The sequence below is a fragment of the Baekduia sp. genome, assembly GCF_035318805.1.
Taxonomy (GTDB): domain Bacteria; phylum Actinomycetota; class Thermoleophilia; order Solirubrobacterales; family Solirubrobacteraceae; genus Baekduia.
This window is the reverse complement of sequence record NZ_DATHDY010000110.1, coordinates 48368-67813: the sequence shown is the minus strand read 5'-3', so window position 1 is coordinate 67813 and position 19446 is coordinate 48368. Positions and strand designations below refer to the sequence as shown.

Sequence of the window (19446 nt, the reverse complement as noted above, 5' to 3'; positions counted from 1 at the left end):
AGATGCGCGCCGAGGGCCGCGAGCCGCGGACCCCACGCAATGGGCGTGATCCGTTTAAGCCCAAGCCGCGGGCGCAGCGCAACTTCACCGACCCCGAATCGCGGATCATGAAGACCGGCGACGGCTCGTTTCATCAGTGCTTCAACGCCCAGGCGATCGTCGACAGCACCGCGCAGGTGATCGTCGCCGCCGAGCTCTCAAACATCTCCCCCGACGCCGGCCAGCTGACCGCGGTGCTCGACGACTTGGCCGCAAACCTGCAGGCGATCGAGGCCGAAGTGGCCGACGAGGCGGTGCTGCTCGGCGACGCCGGCTACTTCAGCGAAGCCAACGTGCAGACCGCTGCCGACCGCGGTCTGGACCCGTTGTTGGCGACCGGGAAGTTCAAGCACAACGAACCACCCCCGATCGCCCCCAAAGGCCGCATCGCCAAGGACGCCACCCCCAAACAGCGGATGGCGCGCAAGCTGAAAACCAAGAAGGGTCACGCGGCCTACGCCAGACGCAAGGCGATCGTCGAGCCCGTCTTCGGGCAGATGATGACCGTCCTGCACGCCCGCCAACTGCGCCTCCGCGGGCTGGTCGCCGCCCGCGCGCAATGGCGCTTTGACTGCGCCGTGCACAACCTGCTCAAGCTGCACCGCAACGGCGGCCTGGCCGCCACCGCGACCGGATAGACCCGCCCGCCCGCAGCCGCTGGCAGCACCCAACGACAACGGGCGGGGCGCTGCGCGCCCCGCCCACCCGCCACGGGCCTGAAACCGGCCCACACCCAACAGCGGCCCCGCCAGACCACCGCCCGCGCCGCTTAGCGACCCACGCTCCTAGGGGAACACTGGCCCAGAGGGCCAGGTTCCCTTGCGGGTCTTCGCCCAGGGGGCGAAACCCGCGGCGGGTCAGGGACCCACGCTCTTAGCTTAGGGGGGACCCGCTGGTAAGCCTCAAAGTAGCCGCGTGTCCCTGCGACGCCCCGTCGCTGCTGCTGTGATCGGCGGACAGCAACCGCACCGCTTCGAGCGTGGATGCTGGCCGCGCGGTCGTTGCGGGCCGTCGCGCACGATCTCGGTTTCACCGCCACCCACACGGCTTTACAGCTTTGCGCCCGCATAGGAACGTTGTGTGCATAGTCCGCAACCGGACGCTTCCTCACTCATACTGCGCAGGATTGCGGCGTAAACAATGACTTAAGCGACACCAATGCACACAGTATCTCTCATCGCATAAGGTGCCCCATCGCTCGGCGAGAGCGGAGGATTAATCACTAGGAGGATTCATGAGGTTTCGGTGGGGGGCTGCCGTCATCGCGGCAGCGTTGCTGATCTGCTCCGCGAGCGCTGAAGGGGCCATCAACATGCGCGACATCCGGACGGCCTCTGGTGTCGATGTAACGGCGCTGACGATCCCTCGCCCGGATGCCTCTCCCGGCGACAGAATCATCGTTGCGCTCCACGTTGCCGATGATCGCAATACGGCGTCTAGCAATGTGTCCACGCCGCTCCAGCCGGGGTGGGCGCCGGTCAATAGCTGTCCGCGGGTTTCTGGAGGCCAGGTCCTCTGTCCCTTCGGAACGGGCCACCTGTACGTCTTCGAGCACGTCGTAGCGACCAACGAGCCGGCGTCCTATACCTTCGGGTTCTACGGCGCGAACAGTACCCCTCAGCGGGGTCTTCATTCCGGGTTCGCTGCATCCTTCAGTGGGGTCGACCCAAACGCCGCGATCGGAGCCGGGCGCAGCATCTCGGCAACGCAGACGCGGCAGACGAGCTGCTCTGCACTCAACTCGGTGCCCGACAGCCGAGCGCTCTGCATCGTCGCAGTTCGAGGCGCTGCGACGAGCCCAGCATTTCCCTCATCGATGACGCCGCGGGCCACGCTTTCGCCCCGACGGGGCACCACGGCCGTCGTTGGTCGTTCCCTGTTCTTTGCCGACGAGCCCGTCGCGACATGGCTGTATCCGGCGCGGACGGTTTCCTGGTCGGCGCCCACGGCTGACGCGACGGCGGTATCCGCGAGCATGGTCATCGACCTTCCACCAGTCCCCGGCCCGACGCTTACCGTGTCCGGTGACCTTGTGAGCCCAGGGGTCGACGCCTCGGGACGTGACCTTTTCGGCATGGCGTTCCAGGCCCAGGACCGCGGCACTGGCGTTGCGAGTGTCGAGGTGCTGGTCGATGACAGCGTGCGCGAGCGGTTCGAAGGCGACGACTGCGCCCCCGGTTGCAGCACGATCGCCGGTGATTGGTTCTTCGACACCGACACCGTGTCGGAAGGGACCCACCGCATCGAGGTGATCGCGCGCGACAACTCGGCCAACGCCACCCGCCGCAGTTTCACGGTCAACGTCCCAGGTCCGAACCACTATGCCGCCGCCCTGTCAGGGTGGCGCACTTCCGTCCAGCAGCAGGTCGACGAGGCATCCGCCGCGGACCTGACGGGACCCATGCCCGTTCCGCCCGATAGTTGGAATCACGCCTCGGACTGCGACGCGACAACCGACGCATTGCGCGCTTGCTACGACGCGATCATGGACTGGGGCGCCGACGTGCAGAACTGGCTCACCGCCAACCTTCCAGACGCTACCGCGGCCGGCTCGCTGCCCAACCCGCCGACCTTCGAGTACTCGCCCGAAGAAGACACGCCGCGTGATCTGACGCGTAGGATCAGGGACGCCTTCACCGTTGCGCGCCACAACGTCGCCGACCCGAACGGCACGCTGGACGTGGCCATCGGCTTTCACCGGCCGCTAACGCCTAGCGAGGTCAGTGCAGCGGTCCCAGCCGGCGCCGCATTGCAGGACCAGAGCGCCCTGACCGGCGTCTACGATCCTGTCGCCGCAAGCTGGGGCGGATCGGTCCGGGTCTCTACGCCCGCGTCGCTGGATACGAGCATCGAGGACTTCTACGTCAAGGAGTCCGAACTCGCCGCCGGCAATATCTCTGAGCTCGAGCAGGAGACCCCTGCAGACGATGAGGAGGCGGAGGACATCGCCGCCGCGCTCCAAGACGCGCGCGCGTTCAAGACACATCTCGACGCGCGAGGCTCGTTCATCACCGGGGTGACCGTGCGGCTGGGGCCCTCCCAAGCGGCGAGTGCAATGCGGTCTGCGGTCGCCGGACAGGGGGCCACCAACATCAAAACGATGACACCGCTGTCAAGCCCCGCGACCTCCGACGCCGGAGCGACCGCCCTCAGCGCCATGTCGGTGGACGCGGCCACCGTCAGCACCGCTGCCAGGGCTACGAGCTCCACGCTGACCGAGCCGCGCGAGCCCACCTGTGAGGACCGGGGCGAGGTCGGACGCGTGCCTGAATCGATCGTCGCGCCGAACCCGGTCTACGCCGCTCCCAGCCGACACAAGGCCGACACGGTCCTCGGCGATCCTGACGGCGGGCATCACCTCAAGGTCCACCGCCTCAGGTTCCGTTGGCAAGCCGCCTACGGCCTTGCCTGGATGTGCGCCGATCGCTCCGGCGACCGCAACGTCGAGCTGGAGGCGCAGGTCTACCCCGAACTGCCCCGCTGGTCAGACAACTGGGAGACCAACAACGCCCGCAAGTACACGCAAACCAACATGCCGGGCAACATCCACCAGGACGACTTGGCAAGCGGATACCCACCAAACCCGTTCGACAAGGCCAAGTACCCCGACTTTGCCATCATCGCCCAGGCCTCGCGACAGTTCCGCTATCGCAAGCTCTATTTCGTCAACTTCACCACAAATGAGGGCGAGGACGACCAGGGCCGCGTCATCTACAGCATGCAACCGACCGCCCGAGCGTGGACGGCCGCCCAGCAGGGCTATTGCGGTGCGCGTTTCAGCGACTACAAGTCCTGCATGTTCTCGGCGGTCGACGTCTGCTACAACCACGCCTACATCTCTGAGGCCCCTGTATATCGCCGAGTTGACTGGTCTGCTCATCTCGGCTACCGGTCGCGCCTAACAGATGTCGCTCGCCTGCATCCCGAGCAGGTCGACGGCCGAAAGATCATCACCTACTGCGACGCGCGGCCGCCCGGCTCCGAGGACACGTGAGGACTCCGCGATCTAGCTGTTCTGCCTCAGGCGGTGCCGAACGCGCGTGACGGGCGGCCGGTTACGAGTGAGCTGTTGCTTCCGCTCGTTGTAGTAGTGGTGTAGCCAATGTGGCAGCGCTGCGGCTCTGACGCCGCTTGAGCCGTAGCGCGGCCCCAGGCCCCCACTCCGCGTTCGGGCGTCTGCCGAAAGCCCCAGATTCTCTATGTCAAGTGGTCCATGCTCGGGCAGGTGTTGGCCCAGACGTGGAGGCGCCGGTACACGACGTTCGCGAGGTGACGCTTGAGCCCGCGGCGGGCTTCGCGTTGGGTCTTGCCCTCGACGAAACTTGCCCAGGAAGACCTTGGTCTGGGGGTGGTGTCGTTGTTGGACGCTCGCGATGCGGTGTCTGACCCCGGCGCGCTTCTCAGCGCACGTCCCGAGCCGGTCGCCAGTGCTGATTTGTCGGTACCAGACACTGCGGAGGCACCGGCTATCCGCGTCGACGGCGCCTGACAAGCGTCGCGATTCCAAGCGCCGCTGCGATCAATAGCAACAGGATGCTAACGGGGACGGAGATGTAGAACAGGCTCTGTGCTCCGTCGTTCGTGCAATCGGGAATTGGGTCGGCGTCGACGCACGTCCCGCGTTGCGTCCAGACGATCAGTCCCGCGATGTAGACCGCGACGGCCAGGACAGCGCAAGACACAGCGGCTCGGCCCATATCAAGACTGTATTCCCAGCGTGAGTGGAGGCTACACCGCTCAAGGGCCTGCACCGGGGGCATCCCCCGGGTGCCGCTTGCCTCGGCATCGTCGATCTCCAGGCGCTACGCCTGTGACCTACGGAGACGGCTTGGCCAACGCGTGCACCCGCGCGGCGCCCACGGGCGTCGACGCCGCGCTCGACCTACCAGGACGCGGTTCGCGCGCGACGCTCGTCGACCTCACCGATGGCACAGAGGGGGTCGCCACGATCGCTGACGCCGCGGCCGAGAGCTCGGCGTGCGCTTGGTGTACGAAGCACCCAGGACGTCGGCGCGATCCTCGCCGAAGTCCGAGCGCCCGTCGCAGCCGCCGCCACAGCGCCCACGTGGTGCTGCGCCGGGTGCGCGACAACCCCACGAGCCCCATGTCCGGGAGGCTCGTGCTGGGCCGGCGCGACCCCGCCCATGGCGCTCGGCCAGGGCTACAGCGCCGCCCTCGAAGGCCGGCCCGCCAGCAGCAACCCATACGCCTTGGGCCTGCCCTGCGACAACGAATCCCGAGCGTCGCTCACCGTCAACGGCGAGCCCATCCAGACCAGCACCGCGGTGCGCTGGAGCGGCGCGCACGTCCTGACGATCGCCACGGTGATTGCCCGCCACGATCTCCCGCTGGCGCTCACCTCCGCCTACGTCGGCGCGCCCGGCGTGCGCACGCACGTCACCCACCTTCAGCAGGGCCCCGCCGGCCAGAGCCCCACGATCGAGACGATCGCCTTCCACGACGCCCACGGACCCACCGCCAGCAAGGTCTTCTACCGCGCGGCCGAGTGCGCCTACGACCACGCCGAGCGGCTGGTCGAGTGGCTGTTTGCCCTCGGCGACGAGGTCCGCATCGACCTCGCCGACGACGCCGTCGCCGTCCTCGACGCCGTCCAGTAACCAGCCTGCGGGCGCGGCCTGCGCATGGCGGACCCGTCTCGGTGATGCCGCCATGCTCGCCCCCGCCCGCAAGGATCGCCCGTGAACCACCACCCACTCGGCGCCCTCGCCTCCCTGCTGGTCGCAGGGCTGCTCGTCAGCGTGCTCATCGGCGGCCACCCTCATCGCGCCCGGCTACTTCGGCTGGCGCGACCCCAGCCGCCACCGCTAGCCATGGCCGCGCTGCCCGCCATCCCCGCCGAAGTCGGCGAGTTCAACGACGCCGAAGAGGCCATGGTGCGGCGCGCCACAGCCTCCAAAGCCATCCCCTGGCGCGTCGCCCGACGCACCGCCAGCGGCGAGCTCGTCCGCGAGGCCGCCATCGCCGCAGGCACCGCCAACCCTGGCATGGTGCACGACGTCACGCTGACACGCACCCCCGCAGGCCTCGTGACCTCCACGGGCCTGCTCCGCGCCGCTTAGCGCACCGTGACCGTCCTGCTCACCGCCCCGGCGAGGTTGCCGGCCGCGTCGGTCGCCCGTACGCGCAGCACGTAGGTGCCGCGCTTCAGCGTGCGCCTGCTGGCCCGGGACCACGCCTGGGTGCCCGTCGCGGTGGCGTAGCTCACCTTGGCGCCCTTGCGGGTGAAGGCGACGTAGACCTTCTTCGGCGCGCTGGCACCGCAGCCGGTGTCGGTGGCCTTGCCCTTGGCGCTGTAGCCGTTGCGGGTCGCCGTGACCGTCGTGACCGACGAGACCGGCGGCGCCAGGTCGGCGCAGGCCCCGGCCGCGGTGAAGCCCGAGGGCAGCACGCCGGGCGCGGCGAGCGTCACGTCGCCGACGATCTGGTCGGCGGGCGGCGCCTGGGCCGGGTACTTGGACAGGTCGACGGTCGCGTCCTTGTAGGTGCCCTCCTGGAAGCGGACGTCGGCCAGCTGGATCGACCCGGTCGCGGTGCGGCCGCCGAAGCGGAGCTCGACCTGGGCGACGTGCTGCAGGTCGACGCCGCCGAAGTCGGTCAGCGGGATGCGGACCTCCTTGAGGACGACGTGCCGGCGGCCGCGGTGGGTCTTGCCGCCCTCGTCGAACACCGCGCCGAGCGACGGCTCGAGCGCGCTGCCGTACTTGGCGGCGCCGGCCGGGACGGTCGCCTCGTGTCCCTGGTCGTCCACCAGGACCACGTCGAAGTCCTGCGAGACGGCTCGCGGGTCGGACGCGTTGCCGGGCGTGCGCTGGACGTTGCGCGTGTCGAAGTAGTTGACCGCCGCGCTCAGGGCCAGAGTCGTGAAGCCGGACACGTTGCCGGCTCGGGCCGGCAGCTGCGCGGCGAGCGACGCCGGGCGGTCCCACGCCAGCGCCAGCTGGTTGCCGTAGCTGCGGTTGACCGGCGCGTTCTCGCGCTCGTTGGCCTGGCCGCCCGGGCCGTCGAGGGCCGGCAGCGGGCACGGCTTGGCGGCCTTCGGCGGGTTCTGGGCCGTCCCGACGAACTGCAGCGGCTCCGGGTTGCACCAGTCGTAGCCGCCGGACGTGTCCGCCGCCGGCGTGTAGCCGTTGGCCGGCGCGGTGCCGTCGGGGTTCTTGAAGGGGTTGGAGAAGCCCGACCCGGTGAGCGCGCCACCGGCGGCGTCCACGGTCAGCGGCTGGTCACCGCCCGGCTCGATCACGTCGAGCCGGCCCGCCGGGGCATCGAAGTAGTTGGTGGAGAACTCCTCGCTGCACGAGACGCCGGTGGCGCCGGGTGATGCGCAGGCCGACGCCGGGAACGGCTCGGAGCCCGTCATGTAGGGGTCGAACGCGGTCTCGCCGCCGGCGAAGCGGCGCATGAACGCCGCCTCGATCGCCAGGCCCGCCTTCTGCTGGTCGGTGGGGCTCAGGCGGATGGAGCTCGGGACCGAGACGCCCGCGGTCGACAGCGAGTTGAGGTTCTTCTCCCCGCAGGCCAGGTCGCGGATGTTGGTGGAGTTGCCGTCGGTCAGCGTGGCGGCACGCGAGTAGCCCGCGCCGTCGTCGGCGACCCAGCTCGTGTTGAAGTAGTTGTGGTCGGCGCCCTGGACGGTGAACTGGATCCGGGGGAACGGGTCGCCGGGCGCGATGTGCTGGCTGCGCTCGAAGAAGCGCGCGCCCTGGACGTTGGACACGTCGCCGTCGCACAGCGGCAGCACCGTGGCGTAGTTGGTGCCGTACGGCGCGCGGCGCTCGTAGTCGACCGGCGCGATCGACAGGACGGCCTTCAGGTTGTACCGCGGCCCGGGCCGGGTGCGGTTGTAGTCGATGAAGTGCGTGACGGCCTCGCCACCGCGCGAGTGGCCCATGAGCCCGATGCTCGACATGTCGAGCCGACCAGCCAGCGCGGCCGGCAGGTTGCCCGCGGCCAGGCCCTGGTTGGCCAGCGACAGCGCGTCGAGATGCGCGGCGATGATCTGGCTGCGCGAGTACATGCCGCGGTCGTCGCCCGGGTTCTGGACCTGATGCACCATCATCTCGTCCTGGTCGACCGAGATGACCACGTAGCCGTGGCTGGCCAGGTTGGCCGCGATGTAGTCGTAGCCCTCGTCGTTGGGCAGCGGCGAGAAGCCGGTGACCGGCGCGCCGGTCGTGATGTCGCGGGTGCAGTCGTCCGCGTAGGCGCTGGACTCGCCGGTGCCCAGGGGCAGCGCGGTGGTGCGGCAGGCCGAGTGGTTGCCGTGCACGTTGACGATGACCGGGAACGGGCCGCTACCGCCGGAGGGATAGAAGAGGTCGCCGCGCAGGTACTGGGTGAACTCCTCGCGCTGCGCCGTCGCCGGTGCGCCGGGCGAGCTCGGCATCTGCAGGCGGATCGACCCGGCCTCGTAGTCCTGGCGGACGATGCCGTAGGGACCCGCGGCCAGCGGGTCGGGCGCGGCGGCCTGCGCGAGCGGGGCGAGCAGGAAGAGCGCTGAAGTCACGACCAGCGCGAGGAGGGTCAGCAGACGGGCGAGCGGACGGACGGGGATCACGAGTTCTCCGGATCGAGGCATGAGTGCGGCGGCCCGGTAGTCAAGCGGCCGCCCCCCGTCGCCGAGGTCGACCGGCGGTCGGAACCCGACCACAAACCGGTTGGACCGCCGGTCGGATTACCACTTCCAAGGCTTTTGTGTTTTGCAGGCATTTCGACGCGCATCGACCCTGCCGGTCCGTTTCTCGCCGTCGTTTGACCGCCGCCGAGCCGTGCCTACACTGCCGGCGCCGCGGGGCGAGCCCCCTCGCCCGACCCACCGAAGCTGGAGCCCGATGAGCCGCTGGAAGTCCCTCTCCCGAACCGTCGCCCTGACCGGATGCGTCGCCGGCCTCGCCGTCCCCGTGACGACCGCGGCCGCCTCGACGATCACCGTCGACGACGACCGGGCGCAGTGCCCGAACGCGGGGTACACGGCGATCCAGGCCGCCGTCGACGCGGCCGCGCCGTACGACACGATCGCCATCTGCGACGGCACCTACCGCGAGTCCTCGACGCCCTCGGATCCCGCCACCGGCGTGACCGGCGCCGCCAACGGGCTGACGATCCGCAAGAACCTGACGCTCAGGGGCGCCGGCCCGTCCAAGGTCCTCATCGAGCCGGCCGCCACCAGCGGGACGCTGGCCGGGTCCGCACCGGCCCTGCTGGACGGCGGCGGCAACGTCGTGACCGTCAGCCGCCAGTCGCTCGGCTCGACCGCCGAGTCGGAGCTGTCGGTCACGATCTCCGGCGTGACCATCGCGTCGCCCGACGTGGACGTCGAGGCCGGCGTCAACTTCTTCAACAGCTCCGGCCACGTCGTCAACTCGGTGATCGGCCCGCTGCACAACGCGACCTCGGGCGCGCCGCTCGGCTGGGGCGTCGTGCTGTCGAACTCGTACCTCGGCGTCGACTCGCCCGGCGCGCCGGCGCGACGCCTGCAGATCGACGGCAGCCGGATCGCCGGCTACGGGGCGGGCGGCGTCCGCGTCGACGGCGCGACGCACGGCGCGCCGACCACGCGCTCGGGGATCTCGGAGACCGGGGAGATCCGCTCGACGGTGATCGACGGCGGCGGCGACGGCACCGCCGGCCGCACCGGCGTCGAGTTCCACTCCGGCGCCGATGGCGTGGTGAGCGGCAGCCGCATCTTCGGCAACCTCAGCTCGGGCGCGCCGCGCACGTCGGTGGGCCTCCTGCTCACCGACGCCGGCACGGTCGGCGCAACCGGCAACGCGTTCGCCGGCAACGGCTACGGCGTGTTCAACGCCGACGCCGGCGACAGCGCGGTGCGTGACGGCGCACCGGTCGCGGCGCCCGGCAACTTCTGGGGGGCGGGCGGCCCGCTGGTCGGCACGCCGAGCGCGGGCGGCCGGGAGGGGGTCTCTGGGCTCGACAGCGGCTCGGCGGCGTCGGTGACCACCGCGCCGCACGCCACCGTCGAGCCCGCCGGCATCCCGGAGACCGGCCCGCTGCCCACCGCCGATGGTGCGCCGACGGCGTCGCTAACCTCGCCGCTGAGCGGCACGCCGCTGACGGCGGGCGGCGCCGCGCACGTGCTCGCTAGCGCCGGCGACGACTTTGGCGTCACGTCGGTGTCGGCCTACCTCGGCAGCCGCCTGCTGGGCACCGACGGCACCGCACCGTACGACGTCGCCTACACCGTTCCGGCCGACCTCGCCGGCACCACGCAGTCGATCACCGTGGTGGCCACCGACTCGAGCGGCCAGACCGCGAGCGACGGCGTCACGGTGACGATCCCGTCGACCGACGTCCCGGTCACGCCGCCGGCGATCGGCCGGATCGGTGGGCTCAGCGGTGTCGTGAGCGCGAGCCATGGCTTCAGCCTGACGATCCCGACGGTCGGCGCCGCGAGCGTGACGGTCATGCTCGGTGCGACGACGATCTGCCGCGACACGGCGGCCCCGTTCACCTGCGCCTACAAGCCCTCGGGCCAGGACGTCGGCGCCCAGACCCTGACGATCGTCGCCACCAGCACCAGGGGCGCGACCGCCACGTCGACCGCGGCCATCCGCATCGGCCGGTTCACCGGGGCCAAGCTGATCGTGACGGGCAGGCGCGCCACGGGCGGGGTCAGGGTCACCGGGAAGCTCACGCCGCCGGCGCGCGTGACCCGGGCCCAGGCGTGCCGGGGCGCCAAGGTGGTCCTCGAGTCCGGCGGCGACCGGCGGACGGTGTCGCTGAGCGCGACGTGCACGCTGTCGGCGACCGTGCCGGGCCGCGGGACGAAGGTCCGCGCGAGCTACCGCGGCTCGTCGGCGGTGGCCTCGATCGGGACGGTCAGCGCCAAGGTGGGCTGAGCGCACGGCGCGCTCGCGGCCGCGTCAGCAGGCCGCGAGCGCGTCGGCGTAGAAGCGCAGGTAGCGCGCGTAGTGGGCGCGCCAGTACCCGCCGTCGTGGCCGCCGGACCAGTGGTGCATCGGGATCCGGAGCGCGGTGGCGAGCGCCTCGCCGCCCGGGCGGAACGGATCGGCGGTGCCGCCGTCGAGCCAGAGCCGCGCGCGGCCCCACGCGGCGCGGCCGCGTACCCGCGCGAGCGCGACGACGTCGTGGCGGGCGAAGTCGGCCGCGTCGTCGAAGGCGCCCGGCGCCGTGTCTGCACCGCGCAGCCAGACGGCCGCCGAGTGCCCGCCGACCGCGCAGAACCGCTTGGGGCGCTGGCGCGCGACGTCGAAGGCGCCGAAGCCGCCCATCGAGATCCCGCCGATCGCCACGCGCCGTGGATCGGCCTTCAGCCGCCTCAGCGCCTGCGGGATGACCTCGTCCAGCACGTAGCGCGTCCAGTCGCCCGAGCCGCGGCGATGCCAGTACGAGCCGAACGCGCCGTCGGGGAACACGACGTCGGGTGCGCGGTCGCCGAGGCCCGCCAGCGCGGCGAAGAAGGCGCCGTTGGCGTTGGACTCGTGACCGTTGGCGCCGCGCCCGTGCAGGAAGACCAGCAGCGGACGTCCGTTCCCGCCGCCGGCCGGGGTCGCCGCCGTCTGCGGCAGCGTCCGGTGGACATAGCGCGATGCCACGTCGTAGCGGATGATCTTCGCCCCGTGAGCCGCCGACGACCCGGTGTGCACGTCCCCGGGCCAGAACCGGTACGCGATCCCGGCCGCGGCGACGGCCGCCACCAGGGCGACGGCGATGATCCGGCGGGGCATCGTCCGCAGCGTAGTTCGTGACGGACGCCCTGAGTGGCACGCGCCCGAATGGTCCGACGACCGTGGGTCTGGCGCCCCGGCGCTCAAGTCCGGCGACGATTGCGCCGAAGTCTCACCGTTGAGTGCAGATGTCGCGCTGAAGGGAGCGGGAATGCGGTGGAGGCGGTCGGCAGGACGTGGGACGGCGGATGGTGCGTCGACGGCACGGCCATGGCCGGTGCGCGCCTACCTGCTGCTGATCGTCGGCGTGTTCGTCCTCGCGGTCGTCGCGGCCACGGGCTACGGCTTCGCGTGGAGCTCCGCCCAGGCCCGCGACGACGCGACGCGGGAGATGGCGCTCCAGTCGCGGCGCGCCGCAGACTCGATCGCGTCGGCGATCGCCACCGGGCGCACCACCGTCGAGGGGCTCGCCGCCCAGCCCGGGCTCGACAAGGTCTTCGTCAGCGCCGAGGCCTGCCAGCTGACGACCGACGGAGCCGGCGCCTTCACCAGCGTGCGGCTGGACCTCGTGGCGGCCGACGGCCGGGTCGCCTGCACGTCCAAGCCGTCGCCGCAGGTCACCTCGGCGAAGGTGCACGCCGGCAGCGCCTGGCTGCCCGCCGCGCTGCGCGCCAAGGGCACGGCCGTCGACTGGCGCGCCGAGGACCGCGCGACGCACACGGCCGCCGTCGTGATCACCGCACCGATCCGGCGCGGCACGCGCACGGTCGGGACCGTCGCGCTGTTCGCGCACGTGCCGCCGGCCGCCCCGGCGCTGGCGCGCGACGTCGCCGGGATCCGGCACGAGAGCTTCACGATCGTCGATCGCGCCACGCACGCCGTGGTCACCACCTCCGAGAGCGCTCCGCGCGGCTCGCGCGCCACGCGCTTCCCCGGCGGGCGCGCGACCGGCGACTGGGACGGCATCGACGGGTCGCGGCGCCTGTTCGCGTCCGCCGACGTCGCCGCCGCCCCGTGGCGCGTCTACGCCGGCGAGCGCCGGTCGGCGGTCCTCGCGGACGCTCGCGGCGCGCTCAGCCGGCAGGCGCTCGTCGGGCTGCTGGCGCTGCTGGTCCTCGCCGCGTCGGTGTGGCTGCTGAACCGCCGCGTCGCCGGACCCCTGCGGACCGTGACCGCGGCCGTCGCCCGCGCCGGCCGGGCGCCCGACGGCACGCGGGTCGACGAGGCCGGTCCGGCCGAGCTCCAGCGGCTGGCGCGCGAGTTCAACTCCATGTTGGACGTCCGCGCCGGCCACAACGCCCAGCTCGTGCACCAGGCCACGCACGACCCGATGACCGGACTGCCCAACAAGCTGCTGCTGCGCGACCGCCTCGACGGCGCCTTGCGCGCCGACGGCGACGGCGACCCCTGCGTCGCCGTGCTGTGGATCGGCATCGGGCGCCTGGACATCGTCCACGACGGCTTCGGCCACGAGGTCGGCGACCGCATCTCGGTCGAGGTGTCGGCGCGGCTGTCACGGACCCTGCGCGCCAGCGACGCGCTGGCCCGCTTCAGCGGCCACGAGTTCGTGGTGCTCTGCCACGACGTGACCGCCGAGGAGGTCGCCGACGTCGTGGAGCGCCTGCAGCGCTGCCTCCGGCAGCCCTTCCGCGGCCCCGAGGGCGAGATCGTGCTGCAGAGCTCGATCGGCATCGCCCGTGCGCGCCGGTCCGCGACGAGCGCCGACCAGCTGCTGCGCGAGGCCGACAGCGCGATGCGCGAGGCCAAGGCCACAGGACAGGACGCCTACGAGTTCGACGGCGTGCTGCAGCAGCGCGCCACCCGGCACCTCGCCGTCGAGCGCGAGATCCTCCACGGGCTGCAGCGCGACGAGTTCCTCGTGTACTACCAGCCGCTGGTCGACGTCGAGACCGGCACGATCATGGGCACCGAGGCGCTCGTGCGCTGGGAGCATCCCGAGCGCGGGCTCGTCTCGCCGATGGAGTTCATCGGCGTCGCCGAGGAGACCGGCCAGATCGCGGCCATCGGCCGCCTCGTGCTGGAGCGCGCCTGCGCGCAGGCCGCCGAGTGGGCGGCCGCCGGCCATCCGCTGCGGATGTCGGTCAACGTCGCCGTCGACCAGCTCCGCGACGAGCAGCTCCCCGCGCTCGTCGCGCAGGTGCTGGCCGACACCGGCCTGCCGCCGGATCAGCTGTGCCTGGAGATCACCGAGTCCTCGCTCGTGCGCGAGTTCGAGCAGGGCGCGTCGGCGCTCGCGCGGCTCCGTGCGCTCGGCGTCCACCTCGCCATCGACGACTTCGGGACCGGCTACTCGTCGCTGTCCTACCTGCACGACCTGCCGATCGACGAGCTCAAGGTCGACCGCTCGTTCATCGCGAGGCTGGACCGCGACCGCCAGGACGACCGCGACCGGCACATGGTCGAGGCGGTCGTCGGGATGGCCCGCGCGCTCGGGCTCACCGTCGTCGCCGAGGGCGTCGAGACCGCCGAGCAGCTCGAGTTCCTGGCCGCCCTGCACTGCCCGATCGCGCAGGGCTACCTCTTCGCGCAGCCTCAGCCGGCCGACCGCATGCTGGAGCTCCTCGCGCGCCAGCGCGACGCCGCCCTGCTCGGGCTCGCCGGCTGAGGCTCAGGGCACCAGCACGATCTTGCCGAGCGTGTGGCGCTGCGCGAGGTCGCGGAACGCTTCGCGAACCTCATCCAGTGGGTACGTCTGCGCGATCGGGATCTCGAGGTCCCCGGCGGCGATGCGGCCCGCGAGGTCGGCGAGCACGTCGGCGCGGGCGGCCGTGGCGTTGCCGTCGGTGTTGGCGCCGACGCGCTGCGCCGCCGCCCAGTCGATGATGGTGTTGATCCGCTCGGGCGCGACGCCGAGGGAGACGGCGAGGTCGACGTAGCCCGAGCCGTAGGTGTCGATGAACGCGTCGACCGTGCCGCGGGCGGCGGCTCGGATGCGATCGGCGACACCCTCGCCGTAGGTCACGGGGATCGCCCCGTGCTCGGCGAGCCAGGCGTGATGGGGCTCGCCGGCCAGCCCGATGACCGTGGCGCCGGTGTCGGCGGCCAGCTGCACCGCCAGGGACCCGACGCCGCCCGCCGCGCCGGAGATCACGACCGTCTCGCCCTCGTACAGCCCCACCGCGCGGACCGCGGCGAACGCCGTCGTGCCCACCACGAAGAGCGCACCGGCCTGCTCCCAGCTGACGCCGGGCGGCCGTGCCGTCAGGTTGCCGGCGTCGACCACCACGAGCTCGGCGTGGCTGGCGCGGTCGTCGGTGAAGCCGATCACCTCGTCGCCGGCGGTCCACGCGTCGACGCCATCGCCGACCTCCTCGACGGTGCCGGCCAGATCGCTGCCCTCGCCCGACGGGAACGTCGCGGGAAAGCGGTCGCGCATCGCCCCTTCGCGGATCGCGGCCTCCCCCGGGTTGATGCCGGCCGCCGCGACGCGCACCAGGACCTCGCCCGGCCCGGGCACGGGCCGCTCCACCTCGACGACCTCGAGGACCTCGACGCCGCCGTAGCGATCGAACCGCACTGCGCGAGGCATCGCCTCATGACACCACACGTCGCAACCGCGGTCGGTCCCGCGTGCGGCTGTACGCTGCGCCCGGGGCCAACGCATGGACCACTCGACAGGCGACTCGCCGACCCTCGCTTCGACGCTCTCGGGCGGCGGACAGGTGGTCGCCGGTCGCTACCGGGTGCGCGCGCGGCTCGGGCGCGGCGCCTCGAAGGAGGTCTATCTCGCCTACGACGAGCGCCTGGACCGCGAGGTCGCGCTGGCGATCGTCGTCGGCGCGGGCGACGGCACGGCCGCCCGCGCACGCGTGCAGCGCGAGGCCCGGGTCACCGGCCGGCTCGGCGACCACCCGAACGTCATCACGGTCTACGACACCGGCGACCTCGACGGCGTGCCATACCTCGTCCTGCGCGCGATGCCCGGCGGCTCGCTCGCCGACGCGCTGGACCAGGCGCGACCGCCCCTGGCCGACGCGATCCGGATCGGCGGCGAGATCGCCGCCGCCCTGGCCCACGCCCATGCCCACGGCGTCGTGCACCGCGACGTCAAGCCCGACAACGTCTGGCTGGCCGCCGACGGCCACGCCGCGCTCGGTGACTTCGGCATCGCCCAGGAGCTCGGCGCCGACCGGCTGACCGCGCAGGGCGTGCTGCTGGGGACCGTCCGCTACCTGTCGCCCGAGCAGATCCAGGGCGCCGACCCCGCTCCCGCCAGCGATCTCTACGCCCTCGGCGTCACCCTCTACGAGCTCGTCACCGGTCGGCCGCCCTTCATGGCCGACGACCCCGCCCACGTGCTTACGCAGCATCTGACGGCGGCCCCGCTGCCGCCGTCAGAGCACGAGCCGGCGGTCCCGCAGGCGCTCGACCGGCTGATCCTCGCGCTGCTCGCCAAGCAGCCGACGCAGCGGCCGGCGTCGGCCGCCGACGTCGGCGCCGCGCTCGCCGGCTGCGACGCACCCCAGGACGCACCGGCCGCAGAGGCCCCGGTCGCGACGGACACCCGCCGCCTCGTGACGGTCCTCGCCGCGCGCGCCGGCGTCGCCGACCCGGAGGCGCTGCACGGCCTGCTGCACCGCTGCGCGGCCATCGTCGAGCAGCACGGCGGCACGGTCGAGCGCTACCTCGGCGACGCCCTCGTGGGCCTCTTCGGCGTGACCGAGTCCCACGACGACGACGCGCTGCGCGCCGCGCGCGCCGCGGTCGGGCTGCGCGCCGCGAGCGCCGAGCTGCAGGTCGGGATCGAGGCCGGCGAGGTCTTCCTCGCCGCCGGCCGGCGCGGCGCGCCGATCGCCACCGGTGCGGCGATCACGACCGCGGGAGGTCTCGCCGAGCATGCGGCGCCAGGCGAGATCCTGCTCGGCGAGCACATCCGCCTCGCCCTCGCCCGCCACGCGGAGATCGACCCGACGACCGGTGGGATGGTCGAGCTGCGCGTCGAGCAGCCGGCGCTGCTGCGCCTGCCGGAGACGCCGTTCGTCGGCCGCGACGAGGAGCTCGGCGCCCTGCACGCCGCCTTCGCGCAGGTCCGCGACGACCGCGTCTGCCGGCTCGTCACCGTCGTGGGTCCGCCGGGCATGGGCAAGTCACGGCTCGCCGGCGAGCTCGTCGCGGCCCTCGGCGACGGCGCCACCGTGCTCGCCGGGCGCTGCCCGGCCTACGGCGAGGGCACGACCTACCGCGCGCTGGGCGACCTCGTGCGCGGCCTCGGCGGCGACCCGCGCGCGCGGATCGAGGCGCTGCTGGAGGGCGACGAGCCCGCCATCCACGGCATCGCCGGCGCGATCGGCCTGTCCGACGAGCCCGTGCAGATCGAGGACACCGCGTGGGCGCTGCGGCGGCTGCTGGAGCGCCTCGCCCGCGACCGGCCGCTCGTCGTCGCCGTCGAGGACATCCACTGGGCGCAGCCCGCGCTCCTGGACGTGCTCGACCACGTCGTCGCCCTCTCCAGCGGGTCGCCGATCCTGCTGCTGTGCCTGACCCGCCCGGAGCTGCTCGAGGCGCGTCCGGCGTGGGCCGCACCGCAGCCCAACCGCTCGGTGCTCGTGCTCGACCCGCTCCCCGACGCGCAGGCCCGCGCGCTTGCCGCGAGCCTCGGGGCCGCGGAGCTCGCACCCCGGATCGCGCGGCGCGCCGAGGGCAACCCGCTCTTCGTCGAGCAGCTGGCGGCCGTGGACCCCGCTCACGGCGAGGACGACCTGCCGGCGAGCATCCAGGCGGTGCTCGCGGCCCGCATCGACCGCCTCGACGCCGGCGAGCGGATGCTCCTCCAGCGCGCCGCCGTCGAGGGCCGGACGTTCCACGCCGGCGCGGTCGCGGCGCTGCTGCCCGACGGCGAGCGGCGCGGCGTGGGCACGCGCCTGGTCGCGCTCGCGCGCAAGGGGCTCGTCGGGGCCGACCGGCCCGAGTTCGCCGGCGAGGACGCATTTCGCTTCACCCATGCGCTCATCCGCGAGGCGGCCTACGCGGGCCTGCCCAAGCAGCTGCGGGCCGAGCTGCACACCCGCATCGCGCAGTGGCTGGAGGAGCGGCCGGGGGCGGCGGACGAGGTCGTCGGCTACCAGCTCGAGCAGGCCTGCCGGCTCGCCGCCGATCTCGGCCGGCGCGGCGCACGCGAGCGGGCCGTCGCCGCGCGCGCGGTCGCCCGGCTGCAGGCCGCCTCGCGGACGGCGCTGGCGCGCGGCGACCCGGCGGCGGCGAGCACGCTGCTGGAGCGCGCCATCGCGCTCGTCGGCGACGAGGACGCGGCGCGCGGCGCGCTCCTGCCCGCCCTCGGAGCGTCGCTCTTCGAGGCCGGCCGCATGACCGAGGCCACGCAGGTCCTGGACGAGGCCATCGCCGGTGCGCCCGAGCCAGGCGTCGAGGCGCGCGCCCGGGTCGAGCGGGAGTTCGTGCGCCTCGAGACCGAGACGAGCGCCGGGACCGCTCCCGCACGCGCGGTGGTCGACGCGGCCCTGCCCGTGCTCCTGCGCGCGGGAGACCAGCTCGGCGCGTGCCGCGCGTGGTCGCTGCGCGCCCAGACCGCCTGGATCGCGGGCCGCGTCGGGCGCGCCGACCACGCGTGGTGCGAGGCGGCCGACCACGCCCGGCGCGCCGGGGACGACCGCGAGCTCTTCGGCATCCTCGGCTGGCGGGCGACCGCGGCCGTGCTCGGGCCGACCCCCGTCGACGCGGCGATCCTCCGCTGCGTCGAGTTCCGCGACCGCGTCGGCGCGAGCCCGGTGGCCGTCGCGTCGATCGTCAACCCGCTGGCCTCGCTCCATGCGATGCGCGGCGACTTCGCGCAGGCCGAGCGCCTCCTGCTCCAGGCCAACCAGACGCTGCAGGAGCTCGGCAGCCTGGGCGCCAGCGTGTCGCACCACGAGGCGCTCGTGCGACTGCTGGCCGGCCAGCCGGTGCTCGCCGAGGTGCCGCTGCGCAAGGGCCTCGAGACGCTCGCGGCGATGAGCGACGCGCGGCTCGCGGCGACGACGACCGCGATGCTCGCACAGGCGGTCTTCGCCCAGGACCGCGTACGCGAGGCCCGCGAGCTCTGCCGCTCCGCGGCCGCCGACGAGGCGGCTGACGATCTCATCACCCAGGTGATCTGGCGCGGCGTCCAGGCACGCATCACCGCCGGTGACCGACGCTGCGAGGAGGCGGAGGCGCTGGCGCGCGAGGCGGTCGCGCTCGTGGAGCCGACGGACTTGCTCTCGCACCGCGGCGATGCCATGCTCGACCTCGCACACGTGCTCAGCAGGTGCTCCCGACCCGAGGAGTCCGGCCGAGCCGCCCGGTCCGCCCTTTCGCTCTACGAACGGAAAGGCAACGTCGTGGGTGCGGCACGCGCCCGGTCGCTGCTCCAGCATTCGACCTGAAGGGACGCAGATGGCGTTCAACTCGAACTTCACCCGGGTGACGCTGGGGACCGACCCGGCGACCGGCGGGCAGGCGCTCTTCGTGGAGGGCCGGTCGCAGCCGCCCGACCTCAGCGAGATCCACGTCGCAGTGCCGCACAACGGTCAGCTCGTCTCCGCGCGCGTGCCCGACCCGGACCTCACGCCCTGGGAGGTGCAGCTTCCCGTGGCAGCACCGCCGGTGGCGGTCGGCGACGACGTGTTCGTCGTCGGCGTCGCGCTGCGGCCGGCCCCCTGCGATCCGTTCGTCTGGCAGGGCAGCTTCTCGATCGCATCGAGCGGCGACGTCTAGTCCCGCCTCCCCCATCGAACGCGTCGCCCGGCAC

12 protein-coding genes are annotated in these 19446 nt (G+C 72.7%); 8 read left to right on the top strand and 4 right to left on the bottom strand.

The genetic code is table 11. From position 1 onward, the window contains the following. On the top strand, positions 1–677 hold a 677-nt coding region (locus tag VK501_RS22680), incomplete at its 5' end, for a transposase (RefSeq protein WP_324341504.1). 991 nt (positions 678–1668) lie between these two features. Here VK501_RS22680 and VK501_RS22675 read toward each other — a convergent pair. Then, positions 1669–2022: a hypothetical protein gene (locus VK501_RS22675; protein ID WP_324341502.1), complete on the bottom strand. Its 354-nt coding sequence runs from the start codon at positions 2020–2022 to the stop codon at positions 1669–1671. 91 nt (positions 2023–2113) lie between these two features. Here VK501_RS22675 and VK501_RS22670 point away from each other — a divergent pair, with 91 nt between their 5' ends. The 3 genes from VK501_RS22670 to VK501_RS22660 all read left to right on the top strand — a co-directional run bounded on the left by VK501_RS22670 (position 2114) and on the right by VK501_RS22660 (position 6119). Beyond that, positions 2114–4033 carry a hypothetical protein gene (locus tag VK501_RS22670; RefSeq protein WP_324341500.1) on the top strand — a complete coding sequence of 640 codons (1920 nt, stop codon included), beginning with the start codon at positions 2114–2116 and terminating at the stop codon, positions 4031–4033. Between the two features lie 1150 nt (positions 4034–5183). Further along, positions 5184–5657 carry a hypothetical protein gene (locus VK501_RS22665; RefSeq protein WP_324341498.1) on the top strand — a complete coding sequence of 158 codons (474 nt, stop codon included), beginning with the start codon at positions 5184–5186 and terminating at the stop codon, positions 5655–5657. A gap of 213 nt (positions 5658–5870) precedes the next feature. Then, positions 5871–6119: a hypothetical protein gene (locus VK501_RS22660; RefSeq protein ID WP_324341496.1), complete on the top strand. Its 249-nt coding sequence runs from the start codon at positions 5871–5873 to the stop codon at positions 6117–6119. Here the strand turns inward: VK501_RS22660 and VK501_RS22655 are convergent. Next, positions 6116–8614, bottom strand: a complete 2499-nt coding sequence (locus VK501_RS22655; protein ID WP_324341494.1) for an alpha/beta hydrolase — start codon at positions 8612–8614, stop codon at positions 6116–6118. The two genes, VK501_RS22660 and VK501_RS22655, sit on opposite strands and share 4 nt — an antisense overlap. A 274-nt stretch (positions 8615–8888) precedes the next feature. On the opposite strand from VK501_RS22655, the gene VK501_RS22650 reads away from it, so the two are divergent. Beyond that, positions 8889–10913: an Ig-like domain-containing protein gene (locus tag VK501_RS22650; RefSeq protein ID WP_324341492.1), complete on the top strand. Its 2025-nt coding sequence runs from the start codon at positions 8889–8891 to the stop codon at positions 10911–10913. A gap of 24 nt (positions 10914–10937) precedes the next feature. Here VK501_RS22650 and VK501_RS22645 read toward each other — a convergent pair whose 3' ends face one another. Continuing rightward, positions 10938–11762: an alpha/beta hydrolase gene (locus VK501_RS22645; protein ID WP_324341490.1), complete on the bottom strand. Its 825-nt coding sequence runs from the start codon at positions 11760–11762 to the stop codon at positions 10938–10940. 217 nt (positions 11763–11979) lie between these two features. On the opposite strand from VK501_RS22645, the gene VK501_RS22640 reads away from it, so the two are divergent. Further along, complete coding sequence (locus VK501_RS22640) at positions 11980–14328, top strand: sensor domain-containing phosphodiesterase (RefSeq protein ID WP_324341488.1); 2349 nt, start codon at positions 11980–11982, stop codon at positions 14326–14328. 3 nt (positions 14329–14331) lie between these two features. On the opposite strand, the gene VK501_RS22635 is transcribed toward VK501_RS22640, so the two are convergent. Then, positions 14332–15252, bottom strand: coding sequence for an NADP-dependent oxidoreductase (locus VK501_RS22635; protein WP_324341486.1), 921 nt, complete (start codon positions 15250–15252; stop codon positions 14332–14334). A 73-nt stretch (positions 15253–15325) separates the two neighbouring features. On the opposite strand from VK501_RS22635, the gene VK501_RS22630 reads away from it, so the two are divergent. Continuing rightward, the gene (locus tag VK501_RS22630) at positions 15326–19081 is read left to right on the top strand and encodes a protein kinase domain-containing protein (protein WP_324341484.1); all 3756 of its coding nucleotides are present in this window, start codon (positions 15326–15328) and stop codon (positions 19079–19081) included. Positions 19082–19091: 10 nt separating this feature from the next. Continuing rightward, positions 19092–19412, top strand: coding sequence for a hypothetical protein (locus VK501_RS22625; protein ID WP_324341482.1), 321 nt, complete (start codon positions 19092–19094; stop codon positions 19410–19412). The last annotated feature ends 34 nt before the right edge of the window (positions 19413–19446 follow it).